This window comes from [Bacillus] selenitireducens MLS10 (genome assembly GCF_000093085.1).
Taxonomy (GTDB): Bacteria; Bacillota; Bacilli; order Bacillales; family Salisediminibacteriaceae; genus Salisediminibacterium; species Salisediminibacterium selenitireducens.
Genome location: NC_014219.1, coordinates 2834983 through 2855944, shown reverse-complemented (window position 1 = coordinate 2855944; position 20962 = coordinate 2834983). Strand labels below are relative to the sequence as shown.

The window sequence follows — 20962 nt, the reverse complement described above, 5'->3', positions numbered from 1 at the left end:
GGGTTGCAGTAAATCCCGGTACATTAATCCGGCTTTCTGGAATTAACGAGTCTGACAGAGAGGGCCGGGGTATTGAAGAATGGTCATGATCGTGTGTACAGCTTTGAGTTAGAAGGCAATGACTTAACAGGATAATAAATGATTCAGCTTTACCATGTGAGTTTGCCAAGACCTCGACTCCGATAACGGTTGTCAGGATTATGGGGAAGGCTCAGGAGTGTTATTCATATGGATCAAAAGAAAGCAGATATCCAGAATTGCTCAGTGATAGTCATAGTGAAAGGCTGTATTTTTAAATATGTACCATGTAAAGGGGCCTTGATCCATTTTCCAAGTGATATCTGCTTTACGCCTAAACATTCAATGATTAATCGAATCAGAATACCGAAAATAGTCGACCAGCCTCGCTAATGATTTTGGCGATAAGAAAAGGATCTCTGAAGAAGGAAGGATTTCGACGAAATTCGACAAAAATATCTACTCATCCATAAAGGTGTGCAGTATAATCAAGCTATGAAGAATTACGTACTTAAGTGGAAGATATTTTTGGAGGAGGATGTTTATGAAACAGCTTAAATTAACGACGAAACTTTTTTTAGGCGTATTAATCATCATGGTCACGCTTGGGGCTCTTATTACGTGGTCTGTGAGTACTTCTACAAGAGATTTGGCAAAAGAAGAGTCTGAAGACCACCTCCGTTCGATTACAGAAGGGGCCATGGGTGTAGTTGAGGCTGCATACAGTCTTGTCGAGTCAGGCTTGAAGACAGAAGAAGAAGCGCAGGAGTTCGTGAAGGAGACACTGCTTGGCCCAATGCAGGAAGACGGAACACGCGATTTCTCAGGTTCTCAGTTTCTGTATGGAGATCAGGGTTATCCGATTGTCTGGAGTGATGATTATATCGCGGAAATGCACCCGGCCCTCGAAGGAGCGAACGGGGAAGAGTTGCAAAATCCGGATGGGGAATATGTCATTCGTGAAATTAAAGACATTGCCAAACGTGCAGACAGTGAGGATCGAATCTATTATTACGCGTGGGAAGAGCCGGACGGTTCTGTGGAAGAGAAGGTGCTCTATGCGCTATATTTTGAGCCGTGGGAGTGGAATCTGTCAGTCGGCGCATATTCTTATGAATTTTACGAAGCCGTCGAAGGAGCACTTTTGTTTACGGTATCAAGAATTATCCTCATTTTTGGTGTCTTTATTCTGTTATCTGTATTTGTTGTAAGGTCATTCGTTAAGAAATTAAATAAACTGGAAGTTCGGGCGAAACAGATTGGAGAAGGTAATTTCAGCGGCGAAGATGTGGTCTATCAAGGAGAAGATGAAATTGCTTCTCTGTCTCAAAGTATTTCCACAACATCTGCGAATCTGTCATCCATGACCGGAAGAATGATCGATACATCCAGTGAAATACAGGCTTCCACGGAGCAACTCCTGGCCTCCATCGAAGAGAATCAAAGCAATTCGGATATCGTATCCGGCAGTATAGACAGTCTGAAAAGAGCGATTGAGACGAATACGGAGACGGTGATGGAAGCCAGCAGGTCCATTCAGGATATTGTTGGTGAGCTTGATGTCTTAAACACTTCGGCTCTTGAGGTGAATCATGCCATTACCAATACCGAGGAGACGAGTTTGTCAGGTATGGCAATTGTCAAGGATACAGAATCATCGATGCAGACTTCAGTCGATAAACTGAAAGAATACGGTTCGCAAATGGCGTCTCTTGAAGAAAAGACTGACCAGATCACCTCAATTGTCAACGTGATTAATGATATCTCTGAACAGACGAATCTCTTGGCATTAAATGCGGCCATTGAAGCGGCGCGCGCTGGAGAAGCAGGTAAGGGATTTGCCGTCGTTGCCGATGAAGTACGAAAATTAGCCGAGAAAACAGCGGAATCATCAAGAGAGATTGTGGATTTGATCCAAATTGTTCAGCAGGATACGAAGCAATCTGTTTCATCGCTTACCGGCATCCGTGAGTCGATTAATGACAATGCGGACAGCGTCAGAGAAGTCACGTCCCTGTTTGATCAGGTGAAAGTAAACACCGGAAATATCGGATTGAAAATGAATGATGTATCAAAAGCTTCAGAAGTGATTCTCGAGAAGTCGAATGCGGCATCTGAACAAGTTGCAAGTCTCGCAGAAGAGTCTCAGGCGATTCTTGAAGAAGCGGATAAAATCAATGCGTCCTCGAAAGAGCAGTCTTCATCCCTTTATGAAATGACCAACGCTGTGGAGCATTTAAACGCCATTACGGACACGCTTCAAGAGGAAGTCGAACGGTTTAAACGATAGGAAGCCAGAAACAGCCCATGCTGTGAGATCCCGAGAGGGCTCTGAAGCATGGGCTGTTTTGCATACACGGTCAAAAAATCGTCTTGTCAGGCTTTCGAGCGGTAGTCCTGGTTGTGACCTTTCAACGAATCGTCCTTCCCGAAGAGAAAGTGTTTGGTCATATCCGGTGAGTAGGTGGAATTGACGGCCTCTTTGCCGGTTGCTTCGGCGACAGCCCGGATCATCGCCGGAGAAGCCCCGCAGCACAGGCCGATGTAATTGATGCCGATCGCTTTTGCTTCCTTCGCCCATTCGGCGAGTTCGTAGCGGTTGTGGTAAAGCGGATCGAGGGATGTCGGGAACGTCGTCTCCGTCGGCAAATGGCAGCTGCATCCGCTGTCCGGCAAGTTAAAGAAGGTCGGATGATCGTCTTTCGTCCGGTACGGAACAGGCAAACCGGCAACGTAGCCGTCTACATGATGACGGATGCGCTCGAGAAACGGCTGCATCGTATCCGGGCCTCTGAAGCAGTTCATGCCAACGACGAGGGCCCCTTTCTCTGAGAGAAGACGGCAGGATTCTTCAGGTGACAGGCCGTCACGCATCTTGTTTTCGCCCATGACGCCGAGGGTGACGACGGCAGGGAGGTCCTGACGGAGGATCTCTTCGAGGGCGATGACGGCTTCTTCATGGTAGTAGAAGGTTTCGGCATTGACAAAGTCCACACCTTCCTCCTTGGACCATTGCACCATTTCCCGGAACATCTGTCTGACTTGCTCTTTTGAAGCGGGGTCTTCCGGGTCAAAGATATTCGTGTTGGAGATGTTGCCGGCGACGAGGGCTTCTTCTTCCGGATGCTCCTTCGCCACTTCTTTTGCAAGGCGGATCGCGCTTCGGTTTAACGGCTCCAGGAGGTCTTCCTTGCCGATGATCCGCATCTTTTCGCGGTGGGCGTTATACGTAAAGGCAAGTACGACGTCAGAGCCTGCGAGCATGAAATCCCGATAGGTCTGTTTCAGGACATCGGGGTTATCAAGGGCAACTTCAGGGACGAAAGAGCCTGCCTGAAGATACCCCCGGCGTTCCATTTCAAATAAATAGCCTTCTGCACAGATGACGGTACCTGCCTGCAGTCGTTCTTCGAGGGTTCGTTTTGATGTGGCCATGATGAATCATCCTTTCCTTATGGTGATGTCAGTGTAGCACCGATCAGGTTGTATAGCATAACACGTATAATGGATGGACAGTCATAGCTTCAGGCTATAGCAGAGTCAGTTCGTGAGCGATGGTGTCTTTCAGGTGCTGAATATAGATGGAGGCGAGCGGGCTCATGGTGACGTGTTTATGGGTGATATACCCGACGGTCATGCGTTCATCGACCTGAAGGGGCACAGCGACGATGTCATCATCGTTGATGTCGTAACAGATCACACCGGTGGAGATCGTGTAGCCGTTGACCCCGATGAGGAGGTTGAAGAGCGTGGCACGGTCACTGACACGGATGTTCTTCGGCCTCGATACGGTGCTCAGGATCTCCTCTGAGAAGTAAAAGGAGTTGTAATCCCCCTGTTCAAACGACAGATACGGATACGGCGACAGATCATCGAGCGTGACGGATGCCTGACGGGCCAAGGGGTTCTGAGAGCTGACAAAGACGTGGGGTCTCGCTTCAAACAGCTCGTGAAAGGCAAGATGGCCTTCACGGAGGAACTTGCCGATGACCTGGCGGTTAAAGTCATTCAGGTAGAGAATGCCGATTTCACTGCGGAGGTTCTTCACGTCTTCAATGATTTCATACGTCCTCGTCTCCCGTAAGGTCACGTCAAACTCGTCCTGTTCAAAATCCTGAAGCAGTTTGACGTAGGCACTGACGACAAAGGCGTAGTGCTGGGCGGAGACGGAGAAGTGCTGCTGGGGCGGCTGCGACGGGTTCTTAAAGCGGTTCTCGAGGAGATCCGTCTGTTCAATGACCTGTCTTGCATAGCCGAGAAATTCAGAACCTTCGGGCGTCATGGCAATGCCTTTGTTCGTGCGGGAGAAGAGGGTGATGCCGAGTTCACGCTCGAGCTCTTTAATGGCATTGGACAGGCTCGGCTGACTGATAAACAGTTCCTGGGCGGCTTTACTGATCGAGCGGCTTTTCGCGACTTCAATGACGTAGCGCAGTTGTTGCAGGGTCATGATTCGGGCTCCTTTCCTGTTGAGTTCTGTTGACAGTGTATCATGATAGCGGTACATATAATGAGGAAGATGGAAAAATGGTTGGCGGGTGACTATCATTTGTGAAGTGCATCCTTCCGTGCCATAATCAGATTAAGAGAGCGACTAGTCAAAGACAAAAGGATGTGTCAATATGTCATTTAACAGCGAAACGTATTTACAGGATCAGGTGCGAAAGCAGCACGAAGAACCGAAAGCTTCCAAGCATCAGCTTACGCTGACCGGGGAGCCGTATGATCTCGATGATGCCCTTCACACTGCCATCGTCCATGCGGACATTACGAGCCTGCAACGGCATGTGAAACAGGGGGATGTGACGTACGAGGATATTTACAAAGCTTATTACAACCAGGTGCTTCGTCATAAGGATGCCCACGCGGTTATTTCGTTGAATCAGGCAGGGATCGAAGAAGCGAGAGCAAGAACGTATGCGGAGGATCATCATCCACTTTACGGTATACCAGTGCTCGTCAAGGATAATATCAATGTTGCCGGCATGCCCACCACCGCAGGTGCAGTCTTCCTGGGAGATTTTGTCCCGGAGGAGGATGCGGCACTCATCAGTCAGTTGAAGGAGACCGGGGCGATCGTCCTCGGGAAAACGAACCTCACCGAGTGGGCCAACTTCATGACGACGGACAGCGCCAACGGGTTTTCCGCACTAGGCGGACAGACGAAGAATCCGCACGGGCCCTTTGATGTCGGCGGCTCGAGTGCCGGAAGCGGAGCGGCCCTCGCCCTTCAGATGAGTCCGGTGGCGATCGGAACGGAAACGGCAGGCTCGGTTATTTACCCTGCCAGTCAGAACGGGACCGTCGGGTTGAAGCCGACGCTGACGGTTGTCTCGCAGGACGGGATCATTCCGGTGGCGGCGTCCCATGATACGGCGGGACCAATGGCGAATACCGTCACGGACTGTGCGTATCTGTTTGAAGGCATGACGTCACTGAAGCCCCTGACAAAAGAAGAAAAGCCGGATCTTCGGACCTTTTCATTCGGGTTTCTTGAAGATGACGCACTGAAGCAGGTATACCGCGGGGAAGATGAAGCGATCCTCGCAGATTTCAAGAAGCGGCTAAAGGCGACGGGGGCTGAAGTGAAGACTGCTTCTGTCGACTCAAAGGCATATGCCCTGAACATCTATGACGTTTTGACGTATGAGTTCAATGCCGGGGTCGCGTCGTTTTTCGCATCAGAACCGAAGGAAGCGTCGCTCACTGAGGTCGTGGCCTTTAACGAAGAAGACCCGGAGAACCGTGCCTGTTACGGCCAGGATCTCATGAAGGCGGCCAGTGAAAACCGCTTTTCGGCTGAGGAGATCGGGGATACCGTTCAGTCAAATGCCGATACGGCGAAAGCGGCTCTCGATGAGGCGTTTGAAGAAGCGGATCTTCTCGTGACGATCAGTAACTATGCCACGACGCTCTATGCGACGAGCGGCTATCCGGCGCTGACGATTCCCGGATACCGCCGGGAGTCGGGGGAGCCTGTCGGTGTGACGCTCATCGGCCGGGCCTACTCGGACTTTACGCTTCTTCATGTCGGGGCTTTGATTGAAGAACTCGGTCTGACAACAAAGGGATAAGGGTTATCATCAAAAAGAACAAGCAGGGGTTTATGCGCCCTGCTTGTTCTTTTTTGCATCTGATTTGCCCGGATGGGGATTCAGAATTTGTCGAAGTTCGCTTTCAGGTGGGCACGTGTCTCCTCTGTGCCGAAATTGTAGATCATGTGAAAGAGATCGTCCTCGTCTTCCCCGAGGCTGTATTTGTCCTGATCGCCTCTCGTTTCATCGAAGGGGGAGACGAAGATGTGTTCCGGCATCACGTCCCCTTTAGAGATCTCGTCGATTTTGTCAGACAGTTTCTTATGCTGATACTCATTCAATGCCACCTTATAATGGACCATTTGCGGATCAGCAAGATGCTTGCTAAGGGTCAGGTTTGTGCCTTCTTTCCAAATGACAAAATACGTTTCTTTCGACATGTGCGTCAGCTCCTCATGATGTGTCTGTATGGATCGGTTACCCTGATCCGGGGCGGTTTACACGTCTTATCTTCGAAGCTCGGTCTGAGAAAATACATCTCAGGTCGTACATGAAAGTCGCCCCGGGACCGTCGTCTCCTTCCTACTTTTCTCATACACTGAAAGCAGAGGACAGAACTTGTCCAATTCGATGTGAAAAGAGGAAACGGCTATGAAAATGATGAATGGTTTGTTAAACAGAAAGATTATGGTGGTGCTGTTCAGTGCGCTTATCTTGATCTTCGGTTTCATGGGGGCGAACCGCCTCGACCGGGAGCTGTTCCCGGATCTTGATTTCGACCTGATCATGGTCTCGATTGCCGCGGGTGACATGCCGGTTTCGGACGTGGAGCGACTCATTACCGATCCCTTTGAGGATACGCTCCTCAGAACGGATGCGGTGAAGGACTTCCAGTCAACGACGTCTTCAGGGGCGGCGATGTTTTACATGGAGACGGCGTCCGGTGAGACCCGGGAAGCAGTGCGCGAGCTTGAAGGGGCCGCAGACGCGCTCATGGCCTCGGTGCCGGAGATTGTCTTTGCGGATGTCATGGCCATGAGTACGAATCAGGAGTATGAATTCTTCATGGCCATTTCTGAAGGCTCCATGGCAGATATGACCCGATTCGGACGGATCGTGGAGGAGCGCCTTGAGGGCTTGAGTGAAGTCAAGGATGTCCGGCTGAACGGTACAGAAGAATCGCATATTGAACTTGTCTTTGATTATGAAGCAATGCTCGGATACGGTCTGCACTTAACGGAAGCGATCCGTCAGATTCAGGAGGCGGATGTGACGCTTTCCGTGGCGGAGGTGGACGGGAGTCAGAGCACGGTGCCTGTTCGGTGGGACACTTCCTTTCAGTCCGTGTCTGACATCGAGCGTCTGATGCTTCGGTCGGGCGGGGGACCGTTGGCACTGACGGAAGTGGCAACGGTGGAGGAAGCATCCTCAAGAGAATCGGCGATGGCGTGGCTGAACGGAGACCGTGATTTTATCTTCGTGGAAATCGGCCGTGAAGAAGATGCGACCCAGTTGGAGATGGCAGAGGCCGTCCGGGGAGAGATTCAGGACCTCATGCCTTTAACATACAGTTACGGGGTGACGTTTGAAGAGGTCGTCAACCAGGCCGATTATGTATCGGCGGCGATCGGTGATGTCACACAGAACATTCTGATTGGCGGGCTCCTGGCGCTTGGCGTTCTGCTTGTCTTTTTACGGAACGTGCGGGCGATGCTCATCGTCAGTGTGACGATTCCGCTGTCGATCCTGCTCACCTTCGCTTCGATGTGGATCCTTGACTACAGCATCAATATGCTCACGCTCATCGGTCTCGGTCTCGGGATCGGGATGATGGTCGATGCGTCCATTGTGATTTTGGAGTCCATCTACCGAAAGAAAGAACAGGGACTCGCTGGACGTGAGGCGGTCATGACGGGATTGAAAGAAGTGACATCGGCGGTGTTGGCATCGATGCTCACGACGGTAGTCGTCTTCTTGCCTGTCGGGCTCTTTGGCGGAGACTTCGCCGTCTTCATTCTGATTCTGAGTGTCGTGGTGGTCATCACGCTGGTGAGTTCGGTACTGGTCTCGTTTACGCTGATCCCGTCTTTAAGTGAAGCCTTTTTGAAGCTGAAGGGAAAGAGCCGCGATCAGGATATTCCCCCTGAAGGCAGGACGATTCACAAATATGGGAGCCTGATTGGCAAATTGACGGAGAAAAAACGGCGCCGATACGGCGTGATCATGCTGTTTACGCTCGTGTTTGTCTCGTCTTTGTTGTTGACAACCCGGATCCCGTCGACGATTATGCCGGATGTAATGGACCGTTATGCAGAAATCGGGATTTCGCTTGAAAGCGGGCTGACGACGTCAGAGCGCGAAGCGGTCGTTGAGGCAGTCCAGGGAAAGCTCGAACAGATTGATGATATTGAATCGGTGATTGTCATTGATGGGGTGGACTACCTGTTCACACTCATCAATATGACGAAAGACGATGAGGAAACGGTACCTCAGGCGGACGTCAATCTTGCGATCTCCGAAGCACTTGCGAGCCTCGAGGAAGACCATCCGGTCACCGGCAGCGGTATGGTGATGGGCCCTGGGCAGGCGAGCCCTGTCACCCTGTTCATTAAAGGCGACGACAATGAGCAGATGAAACAGCTGCAAGAGCGGGTGGCAAGGGATCTTGAAGACGTGACGGGGATTGCCAATATTGCAGAGTCCAACCGGCTTGAACAGGAAGAACGGCAGTTTCTCTTTCATGAAGCGAGGATCACCGAAGCGGGATTGACGAAAGGGGACGTCCTTGGACAGATCCAGGCGGCAAGTGCCGTCATCCCGGTGGGAACCATTCGTGAATCAGGGCTCGATCAGGACGTGTTGGCCCGTTCAAATGCAGCCATGACGACAGAAGATGAACTGAGCGAACTGATGATTCTCGGGTATGACGGTACGCCTTATCCGCTAGGTGATTTTGCTTCTCTCGAAACGGTCTATGCACCGGGTGAAATCAGCCGGGCGAACGGCGAACGGTACGTGACGGTAACGGCGGACATCGAAGGACGGGATCTCGGTGCCGTGAACCGTGATGTGCAGGAGATGATCGGGTCGCTGACGGTGCCAGACGGGATCACGGTGGAAGCAGGCGGGGACCTTGAAGCCCAGCAGGAGATGATCATGGACTTTCTGCTCATTATCGGGATTTCCATCGTGCTTGTGTACATGGTGATGGCGGTACAGTTTAACAGCTTTATTCAGCCGTTTATCGTCATGACAGTCATTCCGCTTACGGCAACAGGCTCGATTCTTGCCCTGTTTCTCACACAGCGGGAGCTGAGTATCCTCTCTGCCTTAGGGATCCTGATGCTGATCGGGATTGTTCTGAACAATGCGATCCTCCTGATCGACCGGATCAATCAGCTGAGACGATCGGGGATGCCTGTTAAGGAAGCCGTGGTGGAGGCGTCAAAGAACCGGATTCGTCCGATCTTTATGACAACCTTGACGACGGTCGGGGGGATGCTGCCGCTGGCACTGGCGACAGGAGCCGCAGGCGGCTTTCACGCGCCTCTTGCCACGGTTATGATCGGCGGGCTTTTGTTTGCGCCCCTGATTACCCTCGTCTTGATTCCATCCGTTTATCTGACTGTTGAAGATGTGCTGGGGCTGTTTCGAAGACGTAACAAACGGGAGGAACGAAGTGCTTCCAATACGGAGGAAGTCGCGTCCTGAGCGGTTCTGTGAGCATTTTCTTGGCGTGTATGCACCTTTTCTTATATAATGATAGTGTAAACAAAAAACGGAAACTACTGGGGGAGCCGGTCATCCCGGCTGAGAAAAAAGCGTACTTTTTGACCCTTGGGACCTGATCTGGTTCATACCAGCGTGGGAAAGTAGGGAGCGCTCTTGCAGCGATCGATACAACCAGGGTCCGGAATGGCGACCCTGGTTTTGCGTCGATTAAAGGAGGCGGCTCGCGTGAAACTGAATGAACAGACGGTGTTGGTAACGGGCGGAAGCAGAGGACTTGGGGCAAGCATAGTGAAGAGTTTCGCAAGAGAAGGCGCCAATGTGATTCTGAATTATTTCCAGAGCGAGGAGGCGGCGATTCTCCTCGCCCATGAGCTCGGTGAGCACGTGCTTGCAGTGCAGGCGGATGTGCGGGATGAGGAACAGGTGCAGCGGATGGTCGAGCAGGGAGAAGCTTATTTTGGCAAGCCGGTGACGACGCTTGTCAACAATGCCCTGATCGATTTTCAGTTCAATCCGGCGACGCAGAAGCCGCTTGAGGACTTATTCTGGGCGGATTTCCTCAAACAGCTTGAAGGCAGCATCGAAGGGACGCTGCTTCCGGTGCAGGCATGTCTCCCGGGAATGAAGGCGGCGTCATTCGGGCGGATCATCAATATCGGAACGAACCTTGTTCAGAATCCGGTTGTTGCCTACCATGAGTATACGACGGCAAAGGCGGGTCTGCTCGGTCTTACCCGTAATATGGCAAAGGAGCTTGGGCAGCACGGGATTACGGTCAACCTGATCTCCGGTGGTCTCCTCAGGGAAACGGACGCAAGCAGCGTCACCACCGATGAGGTCTTCGGAATCATCAAGGCGACAACTCCGCTTGGGAAAGTCACCACACCGGCGGAGCTTGCAGATGTGACGCTGTTCTTTGCATCAGACTGGGCACGTGCGGTGACGGGACAAAACCTGATTGTCGACGGCGGGCTTGTGATGAATGGATAGATAAAGGAATCCGTAAACGAAACAGGCCGATCACCTTGTTGGGAGATCGGCCTATTTGCGGTTTTTATCCAGCACGTGATCGTGCAGCTTCGAGGCTGCGGGGATCACACCGGCGAGAGTAAGAAGAATAACAGCAAGAAACACAAGGGAAGACAGCGTCTCACCGGTGAACAGCGACCGGACCCAGTTCCCGAACAAGAAAATGATGAGGGTGGCTGTCAGAATCGCTCCTGCGTAAATCGCCATAATCGCGCTCTTTTGCCGGTTCTCGAGTGCAAGCCAGATTCCTTTTCGTTTTTGTAACAGCTTTGCCGCAACGAGGATTGCCGCAATCACAGACACAATGCCTTCCATAAGAACCTCCTGTATACAGAAAATAGTTGCCTGGCTGTGTTCTACGGTTCAGGAGGGGGCATGTTTCAGTTCTCTTTGAGATTCAGTCTTTCGTCTCACTCAAAAACGGGCGGTTGATGTAGTAATAGACGACGCCCATGAAGATCGCACCACCGAGAATATTGCCTGCTGTTACGGGAATGAGATTCCGGACGATGCCTTCTGCGGAAACGGCCCCGGGATTGTCGGTTACGAGGGCAATGGCAAAGGTGCACATATTGGCAATGCTGTGCTCATAGCCGGAAATAAAGAAGCCGAAAACAAACAGGACCATCGCTGCCATTTTGGCGATGTCATCCTTCATGGACATCGGCACGAAGAAGGCCATGCAAATGAGCCAGTTACAGAGAACCGCCCTGAAGAAGAGCTCCGAGACCGGATCGACCATCTTCTTATCGGTGACGGTTAATAAAAAGGAGTTGATCTCCGGTTCGTTAAAGAGCCCCGTTGCATAGATCAGAAAGGCAAACAGTACCGCGCCGATGATGTTGCCGATGTACGTATACAGCCAAAGCTTGGACACTGTCAGCCAGCTCATTTTTTTTGCGAATGGCGGCGTAGGTGTGGTAGAAGGTATCGCCGGTAAAGAGATCCGCCCCGCCATATGCAATCAGGATAATGGCCACGCTGAAGGTGAGGCCCGCCATCGGATAGGCCCACGGCGAGTCCATGACATAGAAATAGCTGCCTGTACGAAAGGCTACGATCACACCGAACCCGATAAACATGCTCGCAAGGATGGCGCGGATCAGGTAACGGATCTTCCCTGTATCAAAGATGCGTTCTTTTTTTAAGGACAGTTTTTCGACTTGTTCAAGTGAATGGATTTCCATTTGCTTTCTCCTCCTTTGGTCACAAGATCTACCATACAGGTCAGATGAAGAAAGAGAAAGAGACTTGTGAACTGTTTCACGTTATTAAAGCCCTTTCATCGGATGAGCATCATCGGTTTTCGTCGTGTACCCGCTGTGGTATGATCAAGTGGTTCTTACATAGAAGACAAGGGGTGTCTGTCCGATGGATCAGTCATTGATTAAGGCGTATCAGGCGTCTTCGGAGAAACAGGAAAGACTGTATAAAAAAACGCTGGCAATCGTCGGGTTGTCTCAGCTGTTCGGCGGTTTGGGCCTTGCTGCGGGGATTACCGTCGGTGCGCTGCTCGCGCAAGAGATGCTCGGGAGTGACGGAATTGCCGGTTTGCCTACGGCACTCTTTACATTGGGGTCTGCTCTCGCCGCACTTATGGTGGGCCGGTTTTCCCAGCGCTTTGGACGAAGGCTCGGGTTGACGTTCGGTTTTCTGGCCGGGGGTATCGGGGCTTACGGCGTCGTCCTTGCAGCGGTGATGGACAACGTGCCGTTACTGTTTATCGCACTCTTTATTTATGGTTCCGGAACGGCAACGAATCTGCAGGCGCGCTATGCAGGAACGGATCTAGCCAAGTCTCATCAGCGGGCCAAGGCGGTGAGTATCGCTCTTGTCGTCACGACATTCGGTGCCGTCGCAGGCCCGAATCTCGTCTCGGTCATGGGCGATGTGGCGTTGAACCTGTCGCTTCCGAGTCTCAGCGGACCGTTTCTTCTTGCAGGGACGGCCTATCTGACTGCAGGTGTCCTGCTGTTTCTCTTTTTGCGGCCGGATCCGTTTTTACTGGCGACGGCACTTGCAAAAGCAAAAGCGGATCAGGACAGAGAGGCTGGCATCGAGGCGACAGAGGCGCGTTCGGCGGACCGGAAAGGGATTCTTGCCGGAGGTTCTCTGATGGTCCTGTCACAGTTTGTCATGGTGGCGATCATGACGATGACGCCGATCCATATGGGGCATCATGATCACAGTCTCCAGGCAATCGGAATCGTGATCGGTGTCCATGTAGGGGCGATGTTCTTGCCATCCCTTGTTACCGGATATCTCGTGGATAAAGTGGGACGCAAGATCATGGCCCAGGCTTCCGCGGTTACGCTTCTGATGTCGGGTGTTGGCGCGGCGATGGCCCCGCCTGAATCAATGGCGGCGATTCTGATTGCATTATTGCTGCTCGGTTTGGGCTGGAATTTCGGCCTTATCAGCGGAACGGCGATTCTCGTCGATGCCACTCCTCCATTAACCAGGGCAAAGACGCAAGGGTCCGCAGATGTGTGGATTGCCCTCGCCGGTGCACTCGGCGGCGGCCTGTCCGGGGTGATCGTCATGTATGGAAGCTTTGCGGCGCTGTCTCTGTTCGGAGGCGTGGTGTCTCTTCTGATGATTCCGATTATCCAGTGGATGTATGCACCGGTTAAAGGGGTGGCAAAGGCCTGACGGAGTCCAAGTAAACACTGAGCAATACCTTCGAAAGGAAGAAAAAGTCGACCAAGTCCTTTTTTGGGATGTTGATCGACTTTTTCTGTTTCTTTCATTTTGATAAGCCTTGCAAGATGCCCGGTAGCTTTAAAATGAAGAGGTCAGATTATTTATCCGACAATATCCGACAAAATTCTTGTGTTTCCGTCTTGCTTCGATCATAATAGATTTGTAAATTTACTACAGACATTCGGGATTGATCGCGAAACGGAGGCCTATGGATATGTGGGTGTTGACGGGGATATTGGTTGTTGTGCTAATTGTTGTGATGGTCCTGTATGTCAGGGAAAGACAGTCGCAGTTCGATTTTATGATGAAGATCAAAGCGACGAAGTTGCCGGATTATCTCGTGATGGATGATGCGGTGATGATTGCAAATGAGCTCAAATCAGATTCTCTTGCGACGGTTGAGATGACGGATCGCTCGGTTCGTCAGATGCTCGAGTCGAAGATGTCCGTCAATGATCAGGTGCTTGGGACCTGGTTTGTCGGTGAACCGGGCGTGGTGTCTTCAGGACGTTTTACATGTTATGTGTACCGGACAGCGGATGGCCTCGGGGAAACGACGTTGCCGGATGTGGAACAGGAAGCCTTTTATCAGATGCCGATCAAAGAAAAAGCACTGGTCATCCTGGATCCGTTTGAGTATGAAGTCGACGGGAAGATGACTCTCATGACAGCGGTGGCGGTCCCTGTATACAGGGGAGAAAAGCTCCTTGGCATTACGGGTGCGGATATCGAGCTGAAAGCGGCGACAAAGATTTACCAGGGGCTTCTGCATACGAACATCAGCGCCAAAAAGACTGGCAGGATTCGTCAGGAAATCCTTGAAGCGCTGGAGTTGGACAGTGAGGGGCTTTCTGAGAATCTCTCGAAGAACGTCAGTCAGATTCAAAAGCAGTCACGAACGGTGAAGGAAATCTCCTCAAAGACGCAGGCGACAGCGGCAGAAGTATCGCAGACGGTGAATGAAATGGCGGATGCCGCATCCAATCAGGCTGAGGAGACGGAGCAGGGCAGGCACGTTACGGCGAACTTAGGCCGTCTCATTGAGGCGAACGATGAGCGTGTTCAAGAGGTGAATGAGCTGTTCTCGAGTGTGTCGGCGGAACTTGCGGGGATGTCTGATGTGATGGACAGCCTGGTCAACCGTCAGCACACTTCGGAAGAAGCGGTTCGGACGACGAAACAGAACACGATCGATTCCATGTCGGTTTCAGAACAGATTACAAAAGCGACAGGAGAGATTAATGCCATTGCCGAACAGACAAATCTCCTGGCTTTGAATGCGTCGATTGAGGCGGCACGGGCAGGAGAAGCAGGAAAAGGGTTCGCCGTGGTTGCCGAAGAGATCCGAAAGCTTGCGGAGAGTTCCCGGACTTTTTCGGAAGAGATCAATGGGCAGATTGGATCGCTGGGTGAGTATAATGAAAGAACGAGAGAGAGTATTGCTGTATTGACGGAGGAAATGGCCCAACAGGGGGGCGAAGTGAAGGCGTCAGGCGATGCGTTCGTGTCTTTGCAGAAGACCCTTGATCAGATTGCCGACTCTCTCGGAGAATTGACTCGGGCTGATGAGGAAATGACCCGTGAGAAAGAGACGATTCTTAAGGTCATGGAGGGCTTATCGGCGCTCGCAGAGGAGAACGCTGCATCCATCGAAGAAGTCTCTGCCTCCACGGATGAACTGGCATCTTCGGTGAATAAGACGGAAGAATCGAGGAAGCTGCTTGATGAGGTGATCGTTAATCTGGATCTGCTTGTCTCCCGGATGACCTCGGCTTCGAAATAAATGAATCAAATCAGCCATTATTTTGTTAGGCATGCTTCTCATGAAGAGGCATGCTTTCATTTTACCTGCTTCTGAGGGATGGTTTTGTAAGCGGTTTCATAACGAGGGAGAAAAGGGTATACATATCGTGTACGGTTTTTGACAAACAGAGGAGGAATCAGGATGAGTCATACAGCAATTGTTACTGGCGGTGGAAGTGGCCTTGGCTATGCAACTGCGATGCTTCTCGCCGAAAAAGGCGTGCAGGTTGTCGTTGTCGATATTGATGAAGCGAACGGACAAAAGACGGTTGAAGACATCGAAAAGAAAGGCGTGAAGGCTGTCTTTGTAAAGGCGGATGTGGCAAAGGTGGAAGACGTCAAACAGTATGTTCAGGTGGCAAAGGATACGTTCGGAACCATTGACTACTTCTTTAATAATGCGGGGATTTCCGGAAGCGGACAGCCGTTCTTGAATACCGATGTCGATGAAATTGAGCAGATTGTCGGGATCAATATGCTCGGAGCCCTCTACGGGATGCGTTTTGTTGCGGAGGAAATGGTCAAAAACGGCGGCGGTTCCATCGTTAATACCGCTTCGAGTGCCGGGGTCATCGGACAGAGTACCGTGGTGACCTATTCGGCAACGAAGCATGGCATAGTCGGGATGACGAAAAGCATGGTGGCTGAGTACGCAAAGGATGGACTTCGCGTAAACGCCGTGGCGCCGGGACCAACGGAAACACCAATGGTGAAAAAGTATTTTGAAGCCAATCCGCAAATGAAAGAAAGTGCCGAGCAGGGGATCCCGCAAAAGCGGCTTGGCACCCCTGAGGAAGTGGCTGAGCTTGTTGTCTTTCTGTTAACATCAAAAGCGGCGTATATCAACGGCGATGTAATCCGGATTGACGGCGGGTTCACGAGTACAAAATAGTAAACAGTCAAGCAGCGCATGATTTCAATTAAGGAAATCATGCGCTGCTTTTCAGGTTGTCCGGGATGGTTTTCTGACGAGAAGGACCTTAGAGACGAGGGCGAGAATCGGCAGCTCAAGCAGATGACCGATGACAAGCGTCAGTGCAATCAACGGCTGATCGGGGAAGGCCGTTATGGCAATGGCCAGGGCGACGGGGGAATTCCTTGCAAGGGTTGTCATGCTGAGGCTGACCCGATCCGGATAGGCTAAGCCGACTTTTTGACCGGTGATCTGACTGACTGCGAGATTCACCAAAAAGAACAGTATGATCGGGATCAGTAAGAGAACGAGCAGATACAGGTTGTTAAGAAGCAGGCTCCCTTGGGAGGCGAACATTGCACAGATGGCAAGGCTCAACAGCAGGATGGGCATTGGACTCAGTGTTTGCATGACTCTGTTCCTGATGGCTGAGTGTCGCTTAAGAACCGCGTCGGTCATGCGTGCGAGCAGGAACGGAATGATCAGGACGAACAGGATGCCTGAGAGGAGCGGGTCAAGATGAACCGTTCCTGTCATCCCTCCAAACAGGAGGAGATACACCGGTAAAAGCACGATCTGAAGAAGGAGATTCACAGGCAGAATCGCCGTTGAGAGCGCGGTGTTTCCTTTGGCAATCCCGGTGAAGACCAGGTACCAGTCCGTACATGGCGTGACCATGAGCATGATGAAGCCAATATAGAGGGCAGGCTCCCCACTCAGGAATACCAATGCCAATCCCCAAGCCAACAGCGGCGTCCATATAAAATTCAGGATCAGCGACAGTGCCGTAAAGCGAACGTTCGTCAATGCTTCACGAATGGCCTGAAGCGGGATCTGCAAAAACGTCACATACAGCATGCCCATCAGTAAGGGTACAATCAGCTGTTCGGCGAATGATGCGACTTTGCTCCATTGCCCGAGGATCAGTCCCGCTGTGACAGCGGTAACGATGATGAGTGTGTACCATTTTTCGATCAGTTGCATAAGCAGTCCCCTGTTTCTTGCATAATGGTTGCTCTGAATAGTGTACGATATGTGGCGATGGTTTGGTATACCGGAGGAGGAATGACTGACGACCGGATACTGGATTGGTTTCATAAGTGAAAACACCGCACCCCTCATGTTGGGAATGCGGTGTTTTCGCTGTCAGACGTGATGATTGATGATGTTATGTTTCAATGCATACCGGACCAAAGCCGATTTCTTTTTCGAACCGATCTTTTCCATGACCCGTTTTTTGTAGGTGTCGACGGTTTTGATGCTGATGAAGAGCTCTGTGGAAATCTCTTTTTGGGTATAGCCGAGGGCAATGTATTTCAGCACCTCCTGTTCACGCTGGCTAAGCTCTACGGCTTGGTTGCTGTCAGGTGAAACGGCATCCTGTTGGGGCTGATTGGCGTGATAGAGCTTTGGGATCAGTGTCGGATAGATGTAATGTTCCCCGTTCATCACGAGTTTGACCGCATGGACGAGTTCGGTGTCCACGGCCCGTTTCAATACATAGCCGGATGCACCGGCATCCAGGGATTCTTTCAGAAAGGCCTCATCGGCGTACATCGTCAGCATGAGAATACGAATATCAGGAATTTTTCGCTTAATTTCGCGTGTGACTTCAATTCCGTCAAGTCCTGGCATGCTGATATCCATAATGATAATATCCGGATTGGCTTCAGCGGCCATTTCAATTGCAGATTCACCATCATCTGCCTCGGCAATCACGTGATAATCAGCTTCTGTACAAAGAATATGTTTCAACCCTGAGCGAAACACAGGGTGATCATCAACCAGCATAATACGTGTTTTCATAATCAGCTTCACCTCTCTCACTCGACATCGGTAATTTCACCATGATTGCGGTACCGCGGCCTTTTTCAGATTCGATTTCGAATGTGCCCCCCAGAAGTGATGTACGCTCCTGCATGCCGTGTAAACCGAGATTGAATTTAGATGGGTCCTTGTTCATCATTTTCTCAACGTCAAATCCAACCCCGTCATCTTCTATTATAACCGAAATCATGTCGTGATTTCGAAGAAGAATCACACTGACGGAATTTGCTTCGGCATATTTGAATATATTTGTAAGCGATTCTTGGACAATTCGAAAGATGGCCGTCTCCATTTCCGGCGTCAGTCGGATCGTATCTATTCCTTTTATCAGAACATCGTAGTCGATATCGAGTTTTTGTTGGAAGTCTTGAATGTATCTCTCGATCGCTGTTTTGAGCCCGAACTTATCGAGAATCGTTGGGCGCAGCTGCCATGCGAGATCATGAATATCTTCGATGGACTGATGTGTCAGCTTCCTTAAGGCTTCAATTTGTTTAGTGACTTCTTCAGGAGTTTTAGCATCCTCAAGCATTTTCAAACCGAGAAGAATTGAAGACAGTGCGTGCCCGGTTTGATCGTGAAGCTCACGGGCAATGCGTTTACGCTCATCTTCCTGGACAGTCAAAATTTTCTCGAGGAGCATTTGTCTGATCTCCTCTTTTTTCTTGATTTCATGTGTCAGTTCGTTGTTTTCAATAACGGTTCCTAAATGATTGGCGATGGAATCGAGTATTTTATGAGAATACGTATCGAGCTGTTCAGGGCTGCAGATTTTAATCTGACCGATTTCATTATGGTGAGCAAAAATTGAAAAGACGTTAAAAACATTGGCTTGCTTTTTTTCGCAATCACAGTCACATGTAATCAGACAATTACTGTTCATTTCAGGACAGCTTTCGGCTCTGTAGCTGAACGTTTGTTTTTGATCGATTATGGTCGCTTCAATGGCTGCACTGTCGAGCTTCAGTTCAAGTACGAGATCCCGGACAAAACGATTCATCATTGCGTTAAAATCCTTGGTCGTGTCAGGGTGATCAGATAAATCGTTTAACAGCATCAGCTCTCTGTTACGTGTAATGATTTGATTCACGTAGTTTTCTTTTTCGGCCTCAGTATGTTCAAGAGTGTTAAGCATATCATGGAATGATTCTGTTAAATCCCCAATCTCATCACTCGGGTAATTGGTAATTCTTGCAGTCATCTCGCCCTTGGCAACCCGGTTTGTCAGGCCCACGAGTTCATCAATCGGTTTTGTAATCACACGGGTGAGCTTCATAACGACAACGAGTGAGACGACAATAAGAAGAATCAGAAACGTGATAATTTGCAAGGTTACGCTTGATATCGCCTCTTCAAGGGAGTCGTCCCTTAATCCGACACGCACGGTTGCATCCATCCCTTTGACAACTGGAGCTGCGGCATCGCGGATCACCCCGGCTTCTGATTGGAAAGTGATCAGATGATTATATTCATCGCTTGCTACGCGGTTGGCGTTGATAATATCTGTGGAAACCTGATGGTTAGGGTAGGTGTCGACAATGACTTCGTTATCCTCATTTAAAATAAAGACGTATTCGAGATCATTGTAATTGTTGATCGTATCGTTAACGAGACTTTGCATGGCATAAATGTTATTTGTCAGCAGAAGATCGCCGGTTCTTGCCGCCACATCACCGCTGATGGATTTAGCCCGTTCGTCGAGCTGGACAGACATCGTATCCGTTACAGAGATACGAATCACAAGGAGGCTGATCAATGCGACAGATACAATTGCCGCTACAATTATGACATAGATTTTCAAATGAATCGGGTAGCCGGAGAAATAATTGAACAGACGTTTCAATCTGATCCTCATCTGAAATCACCTATAGTGTTGACAATCTCAGCAATCGGATCATAATCTGCAGGTTTCAGCTCAGTATATGCATCGATTTGAATGCTGTTTAAGATATGCTGACCTTCAGGGCTCTGATGCAATGAGAGCAGCTTTTCAGTGAATAGTTCTTTTAAATCAGGGTCAATTTTACTTGAAACGACAACCGGTGGAGCGCCAGCATAGGTGCCTTTTTCGATGATTCGGATTTCTTCGGTGTAGGGGTGTTCATTTTCAACCATTAAATCAAACAAAATACTGTCGACTGAAGCGCCATCAACGGCTCCTTTTGCTACAGCGCTAATCGAATAATCGTGACTGTAAGTGAAGAAAGTTTTCTTGAAAAATGTGTCAGGATCGAAGCCGTTTTGATGAAGCATATCAAGCATTGCCAATCTCCCTGAGTAAGAATAAGGGTCCATATAGGCAAAACGCTTATCCTTTAAATCATCAATCGCATGAATATCTGTATTTTTATTGACGATTAAATACGATCTGTACACATCTTGACCGTCAACAACAGGTGTGGCAATTCCCTCAATATAGCCTTGTTCTCTTCCGAGTACATACGAAAGCGAACAGATAAAGCCAATATCCACTTCGCCTGTTTCCAAGAGCTGATTGACTTCATCATAGGTTTGTTTTCGAACAATGTGAACGGGCTGATCGAGCTCTTCCTGGATATGATTGACAAGCAGTTCATATTTTGAACTCGTTTCTTCTGGTGAGACGACAGATGCAAAAGCAATTGTAACGGTATCCTCATTTATACGTTCGAGGGCCTCCATTTCAGGGTGAGACTCTTGAGCTGCTTCTGCAGAATCGCTTTTTATCGAAATATAGTCCATGTCTTGGGAACCGGAGCAACCTGTAAGTATGAAGATAGTGATCAAAATCAACCAGAAAGTTGTTTTCATAGTGCTGTCACCTCATAATTCGTAAAGATTTCTTTCATTATATAATGAATCGGGATGGAATAGATGTTTTGTTTCAAAATCGTCATCAAATATTACTGATTACTTATGTAGG

At 50.0% G+C, this 20962-nt stretch carries 15 protein-coding genes, 1 pseudogene and 1 riboswitch; of the genes and pseudogenes, 7 read left to right on the top strand and 9 right to left on the bottom strand.

Annotated elements, in window-relative coordinates; genetic code table 11:
* The first annotated feature begins 562 nt into the window (after positions 1-562).
* Positions 563-2308 carry a methyl-accepting chemotaxis protein gene (locus tag BSEL_RS13310; protein WP_013173544.1) on the top strand — a complete coding sequence of 582 codons (1746 nt, stop codon included), beginning with the start codon at positions 563-565 and terminating at the stop codon, positions 2306-2308.
* An 86-nt stretch (positions 2309-2394) separates the two neighbouring features.
* On the opposite strand, the gene BSEL_RS13305 is transcribed toward BSEL_RS13310, so the two are convergent.
* Positions 2395-3453, bottom strand: coding sequence for a homocysteine S-methyltransferase family protein (locus BSEL_RS13305; RefSeq protein WP_013173543.1), 1059 nt, complete (start codon positions 3451-3453; stop codon positions 2395-2397).
* 94 nt (positions 3454-3547) lie between these two features.
* On the bottom strand, positions 3548-4468 hold the full coding sequence (locus BSEL_RS13300) for a LysR family transcriptional regulator (RefSeq protein WP_013173542.1): 921 nt from the start codon (positions 4466-4468) through the stop codon (positions 3548-3550).
* A gap of 172 nt (positions 4469-4640) precedes the next feature.
* On the opposite strand from BSEL_RS13300, the gene BSEL_RS13295 reads away from it, so the two are divergent.
* Positions 4641-6092 (top strand): amidase family protein, encoded by a 1452-nt coding sequence (locus BSEL_RS13295; protein ID WP_013173541.1) that lies wholly within the window; start codon positions 4641-4643, stop codon positions 6090-6092.
* A gap of 80 nt (positions 6093-6172) precedes the next feature.
* On the opposite strand, the gene BSEL_RS13290 is transcribed toward BSEL_RS13295, so the two are convergent.
* Positions 6173-6493 (bottom strand): hypothetical protein, encoded by a 321-nt coding sequence (locus BSEL_RS13290; protein ID WP_013173540.1) that lies wholly within the window; start codon positions 6491-6493, stop codon positions 6173-6175.
* Positions 6494-6704: 211 nt separating this feature from the next.
* On the opposite strand from BSEL_RS13290, the gene BSEL_RS13285 reads away from it, so the two are divergent.
* Positions 6705-9764, top strand: coding sequence for an efflux RND transporter permease subunit (locus tag BSEL_RS13285; RefSeq protein ID WP_013173539.1), 3060 nt, complete (start codon positions 6705-6707; stop codon positions 9762-9764).
* 69 nt (positions 9765-9833) lie between these two features.
* Positions 9834-9941, top strand: a riboswitch (TPP riboswitch).
* Between the two features lie 69 nt (positions 9942-10010).
* A complete protein-coding gene (locus BSEL_RS13280; RefSeq protein ID WP_013173538.1) occupies positions 10011-10775 on the top strand; it encodes a 3-oxoacyl-ACP reductase in 765 nt (254 codons plus the stop codon).
* A gap of 51 nt (positions 10776-10826) precedes the next feature.
* On the opposite strand, the gene BSEL_RS13275 is transcribed toward BSEL_RS13280, so the two are convergent.
* Positions 10827-11129, bottom strand: a complete 303-nt coding sequence (locus tag BSEL_RS13275; RefSeq protein ID WP_013173537.1) for a hypothetical protein — start codon at positions 11127-11129, stop codon at positions 10827-10829.
* 82 nt (positions 11130-11211) lie between these two features.
* Positions 11212-12001, bottom strand: a pseudogene (locus BSEL_RS13270) (formate/nitrite transporter family protein).
* A 184-nt stretch (positions 12002-12185) separates the two neighbouring features.
* Here BSEL_RS13270 and BSEL_RS13265 point away from each other — a divergent pair.
* The 3 genes from BSEL_RS13265 (at position 12186) to BSEL_RS13255 (ending at position 16212) form a co-directional block, all read left to right on the top strand.
* Positions 12186-13466: an MFS transporter gene (locus BSEL_RS13265; RefSeq protein ID WP_013173535.1), complete on the top strand. Its 1281-nt coding sequence runs from the start codon at positions 12186-12188 to the stop codon at positions 13464-13466.
* Between the two features lie 265 nt (positions 13467-13731).
* A complete protein-coding gene (locus tag BSEL_RS13260; RefSeq protein ID WP_013173534.1) occupies positions 13732-15300 on the top strand; it encodes a methyl-accepting chemotaxis protein in 1569 nt (522 codons plus the stop codon).
* A 162-nt stretch (positions 15301-15462) separates the two neighbouring features.
* Positions 15463-16212, top strand: coding sequence for an SDR family NAD(P)-dependent oxidoreductase (locus BSEL_RS13255; protein ID WP_013173533.1), 750 nt, complete (start codon positions 15463-15465; stop codon positions 16210-16212).
* A gap of 51 nt (positions 16213-16263) precedes the next feature.
* On the opposite strand, the gene BSEL_RS13250 is transcribed toward BSEL_RS13255, so the two are convergent.
* From BSEL_RS13250 to BSEL_RS13235, 4 genes are all read right to left on the bottom strand, one after another.
* Complete coding sequence (locus BSEL_RS13250) at positions 16264-17217, bottom strand: arsenic resistance protein (RefSeq protein WP_041581967.1); 954 nt, start codon at positions 17215-17217, stop codon at positions 16264-16266.
* A 162-nt stretch (positions 17218-17379) separates the two neighbouring features.
* Positions 17380-18039: a response regulator transcription factor gene (locus tag BSEL_RS13245; RefSeq protein ID WP_013173531.1), complete on the bottom strand. Its 660-nt coding sequence runs from the start codon at positions 18037-18039 to the stop codon at positions 17380-17382.
* Entirely contained in the window at positions 18014-19915 is a 1902-nt protein-coding gene (locus BSEL_RS17165; protein WP_013173530.1) for a sensor histidine kinase, read from the bottom strand. Before BSEL_RS17165 ends, BSEL_RS13245 begins: the two co-directional genes overlap by 26 nt.
* Positions 19912-20850: a substrate-binding domain-containing protein gene (locus BSEL_RS13235; RefSeq protein ID WP_013173529.1), complete on the bottom strand. Its 939-nt coding sequence runs from the start codon at positions 20848-20850 to the stop codon at positions 19912-19914. The genes BSEL_RS17165 and BSEL_RS13235 overlap by 4 nt, the downstream gene beginning before the upstream one ends.
* Positions 20851-20962: the final 112 nt, after the last annotated feature.

Bases quoted from the DNA above. Each gene is read 5' to 3' on its own strand.
- BSEL_RS13310 (WP_013173544.1), top strand. From the start codon at position 563: ATGAAACAGCTTAAATTAACGACGAAACTTTTTTTAGGCGTATTAATC.
- BSEL_RS13305 (WP_013173543.1), bottom strand. From the start codon at position 3,453: ATGGCCACATCAAAACGAACCCTCGAAGAACGACTGCAGGCAGGTACC.
- BSEL_RS13300 (WP_013173542.1), bottom strand. From the start codon at position 4,468: ATGACCCTGCAACAACTGCGCTACGTCATTGAAGTCGCGAAAAGCCGC.
- BSEL_RS13295 (WP_013173541.1), top strand. From the start codon at position 4,641: ATGTCATTTAACAGCGAAACGTATTTACAGGATCAGGTGCGAAAGCAG.
- BSEL_RS13290 (WP_013173540.1), bottom strand. From the start codon at position 6,493: ATGTCGAAAGAAACGTATTTTGTCATTTGGAAAGAAGGCACAAACCTG.
- BSEL_RS13285 (WP_013173539.1), top strand. From the start codon at position 6,705: ATGAAAATGATGAATGGTTTGTTAAACAGAAAGATTATGGTGGTGCTG.
- BSEL_RS13275 (WP_013173537.1), bottom strand. From the start codon at position 11,129: ATGGAAGGCATTGTGTCTGTGATTGCGGCAATCCTCGTTGCGGCAAAG.
- BSEL_RS13265 (WP_013173535.1), top strand. From the start codon at position 12,186: ATGGATCAGTCATTGATTAAGGCGTATCAGGCGTCTTCGGAGAAACAG.
- BSEL_RS13260 (WP_013173534.1), top strand. From the start codon at position 13,732: ATGTGGGTGTTGACGGGGATATTGGTTGTTGTGCTAATTGTTGTGATG.
- BSEL_RS13255 (WP_013173533.1), top strand. From the start codon at position 15,463: ATGAGTCATACAGCAATTGTTACTGGCGGTGGAAGTGGCCTTGGCTAT.
- BSEL_RS13250 (WP_041581967.1), bottom strand. From the start codon at position 17,217: ATGCAACTGATCGAAAAATGGTACACACTCATCATCGTTACCGCTGTC.
- BSEL_RS13245 (WP_013173531.1), bottom strand. From the start codon at position 18,039: ATGAAAACACGTATTATGCTGGTTGATGATCACCCTGTGTTTCGCTCA.
- BSEL_RS17165 (WP_013173530.1), bottom strand. From the start codon at position 19,915: ATGAGGATCAGATTGAAACGTCTGTTCAATTATTTCTCCGGCTACCCG.
- BSEL_RS13235 (WP_013173529.1), bottom strand. From the start codon at position 20,850: ATGAAAACAACTTTCTGGTTGATTTTGATCACTATCTTCATACTTACA.